Raw genomic sequence first — 2754 nt, forward strand, 5'->3', positions numbered from 1 at the left:
GCTCGTCAATGGTTGGCCTGCGGCGCGACTGGACGAACTGCTCCCTTGGGCATCGATCTACACGATGCATGCACACGATCCGAGGCTGGCGGCATGAGCCTGAACACGACCGCGGTCGAGCTATCGCCAAATTTTGGTGACGGCCGGGGCCGGTCAGGCGGCGGCGGTTGTGGGCTGACGGTCGGTCGGCTTTGCGATGACCTCGATCCCGTTGTTGAATGTCACACCGAAAACGAGTTTTGGCAACTGGTTGTGGCCATCGAGACGACGCCAATTTTTCTGGGCGCCCTCGACCAGTTTGAAGACCATCGCGAGCGCGGTCTTGTTGGATAGACAGCCCTTCGATCGGATCGTGCGGTGGCGCACGGTGGCGAAGGTGCTTTCGATGGGGTTGGTAACGGGTATGAGAGTTTCTCGGTGCCGATGTTCCGCTGCGATATTCAGGATCGTAGCGTATGGTGCGACCATCGGGACAGAGGCACCGGGAGCACGAAAGGTGCGGGCAGGCCGATGCATTCGATGAGCCGCGAGCTCGAGTTAGTAGCTGGCCGCCTCTGCGACTCGCCCGGTTGCGCTGAGAGCGCGAATCCGTAGTGGTCGTGTCGCCCGTAGCTCCCGTTCTGTGGTCTGATTGGCAGGAGGTGCGAATGCGACGGGTGATTGGCATCGACGTCCACCGAACTTTCGGGGAGGTGGTGGTTTGGGAGGATGGCAGGCTCCGACATGCGGGCCGCATTGATATGACGCGGACTGCATTGGAAGGATTTGGCAAGACCCTGCTGGCCAGTGATGAGGTGGTGGTCGAAGCGACCGGCAACAGCATGGCGGTATCCCGGGTTCTGGCCCCGTTCGTGGCACGGGTGATTATCGCCAATCCGCTGCAGGTGAAGGCGATCGCCCAGGCTCACGTCAAGACCGACAAGATTGATGCCGGCACGCTCGCCAGTCTGCAGGCGGCCGGGTACCTGCCGCAGATCTGGACGCCTGACGCGGAGACGGAACGCAAGCGTCGGCTGGTGGCGCGGCGCTACCAGGTCGTGCGGCATCGCACGGGGCTCAAAAACGAGGTCCATTCGATCCTGCACGCGCACCTGATCCCGAAGTGCCCGCATGCCGATCTTTTCAACGGCCGCGGCCGGACGTGGTTGGCCGCCCAACCGTTGCCGGACGATGAGCGCGCAGCGATCGATCGGCACGTGCGCGAGCTTGACCGGCTGGCGGAAGATCTGGCCCTGCTCGACCGCGAGATCGCGCAGGACGCCATAGACGATTCCGCGGTCAACAGATTGATGACGATCACCGGCGTCAACTTGGCGGTCGCTGCCGGCATCATGGCGGCGATCGGCGACATAAGCCGGTTCAACAGCCCGCAGAAGCTGGTGAGCTATTTTGGGCTGAACCCGCGGGTGCGGCAATCCGGACTGGGCGCCGCTCATCACGGCCGCATCAGCAAGATCGGCCGCAGTCACGCGCGCGCCATGCTGGTCGAGGCGGCCTGGGCAGCGGCCAAGGCGCCCGGTCCGCTGCATGCGTTTTTCGTGCGCATCCGAGCCCGGCGCGGCCATCAGATCGCCGCGGTGGCCGTGGCCCGGAAGCTCACCGTGCTTTGCTGGCATTTGTTGACGAAGCGCGAGGATTACCTGTGGGCGCGCCCGGCACTGGTCGCCATCAAGACCCGCGCGATGCAGCTTCAAGCCGGACATCCGCAACAGAAAGGCAGCCGACGTGGGCCAGCGTATGCCTACAACATCAAGGCATTGCGCGACCGCGAGATGTTGATTGCCGCACAGGCGGAGCAAAGCTACGAGCGCTTGGTGACGCAATGGAAACCACGGCCAAAAACCGGCGCGCGGGCGCCTCAGGTCGGCAAGACAAAATAGGGTGAGCGTCACGATAGGATCACCGGTGCCGGGGCTTGACTTGCGCGGAATGCTCTGGATAGCGCGGTCGGGATGATTGACGCCGCCGGCGCGCGGTGATGGGGTGACCCCCGGTTCGGAGCGGGCAACGGGGATCAGAATGACCAGCGAGTCGCAGCTGCGCGAGAAGCTTCGGAAGATCGAGGCGTTGTTCGCAGGTGCCGGAACTGCTGGTGAGCGCCTTGCGGCGGAAGCCGCGCTGCAGCGGGTGCGGGCCCGGGTCGAGGAGCTCGCTCGCCATGATCCACCGATCGAACAGCAATTCTCACTTCCCGACCAATGGTCTCGGCACCTTTTTCTGGCGCTTTGCCGCCGATATGGGCTGCGGCCGTTTCGTTATCGCCGGCAGCGACGCAACACGGTGATGGTCCGTGCATCACGAGGCTTCGTCGATCGAGTCCTGCTGCCGGAGTTCACTGAGCTGGAGGGTGCGCTGCAAGTGTATCTGCACGAGGTGACGCTGCGCGTGATCCGCGAGGAGATCTACGACGACGCCAGCGATGCGCAGGAAGTTCCCGACGCCTTGCCGTCGAACTGATCAAGCGGCGAGCTTTGCCTCCGAACCGTCGCGCTCGGCTTTCCAGTTCCACGGCAACAGCAGGTGCAGCTGATTGATCTTTGTACGTCCGGAGACGATGCGCTCGAGAACATCGGTCAGATAGTGCCGCGGGTCCATGTCGTGCAGCTTTGCCGTGTTGATGAGCGACGCGAGAATGCCCCATGTCTCGGCCCCGCCTTCACTGCCGGCGAACAAGTATTTCTTCTTTCCCAGGCCTATCGGCTTGATGCTGCGCTCGACCGTATTGCTGTCGATCTCGATGCGTCCGTCATCGAT

At 63.2% G+C, this 2754-nt stretch carries 3 protein-coding genes and 1 pseudogene; 2 read left to right on the top strand and 2 right to left on the bottom strand.

Features of this window, described 5'->3' with window-relative positions; genetic code table 11:
- Positions 1 to 153: 153 nt before the first annotated feature.
- Positions 154 to 396, bottom strand: a pseudogene (locus QSV46_RS38950) (IS256 family transposase); the annotation flags it as partial.
- A gap of 269 nt (positions 397 to 665) precedes the next feature.
- Between QSV46_RS38950 and QSV46_RS38955 the strand changes: the two are divergent.
- Positions 666 to 1880: an IS110 family transposase gene (locus tag QSV46_RS38955; protein WP_314963989.1), complete on the top strand. Its 1215-nt coding sequence runs from the start codon at positions 666 to 668 to the stop codon at positions 1878 to 1880.
- Between the two features lie 139 nt (positions 1881 to 2019).
- Positions 2020 to 2457 carry a hypothetical protein gene (locus tag QSV46_RS38960; protein ID WP_279693113.1) on the top strand — a complete coding sequence of 146 codons (438 nt, stop codon included), beginning with the start codon at positions 2020 to 2022 and terminating at the stop codon, positions 2455 to 2457.
- Here the strand turns inward: QSV46_RS38960 and QSV46_RS38965 are convergent.
- A partial coding sequence (locus tag QSV46_RS38965; protein WP_314963988.1) for a transposase domain-containing protein occupies positions 2458 to 2754 on the bottom strand: 297 nt, incomplete at its 5' end.

The organism is Bradyrhizobium cosmicum, assembly GCF_032290525.1.
Lineage (GTDB): Bacteria > Pseudomonadota > Alphaproteobacteria > Rhizobiales > Xanthobacteraceae > Bradyrhizobium > Bradyrhizobium cosmicum_A.

Excerpts from the sequence above, each read along its gene's own strand:
- QSV46_RS38960 (WP_279693113.1), top strand. The coding sequence starts at position 2,020 with ATGACCAGCGAGTCGCAGCTGCGCGAGAAGCTTCGGAAGATCGAGGCG.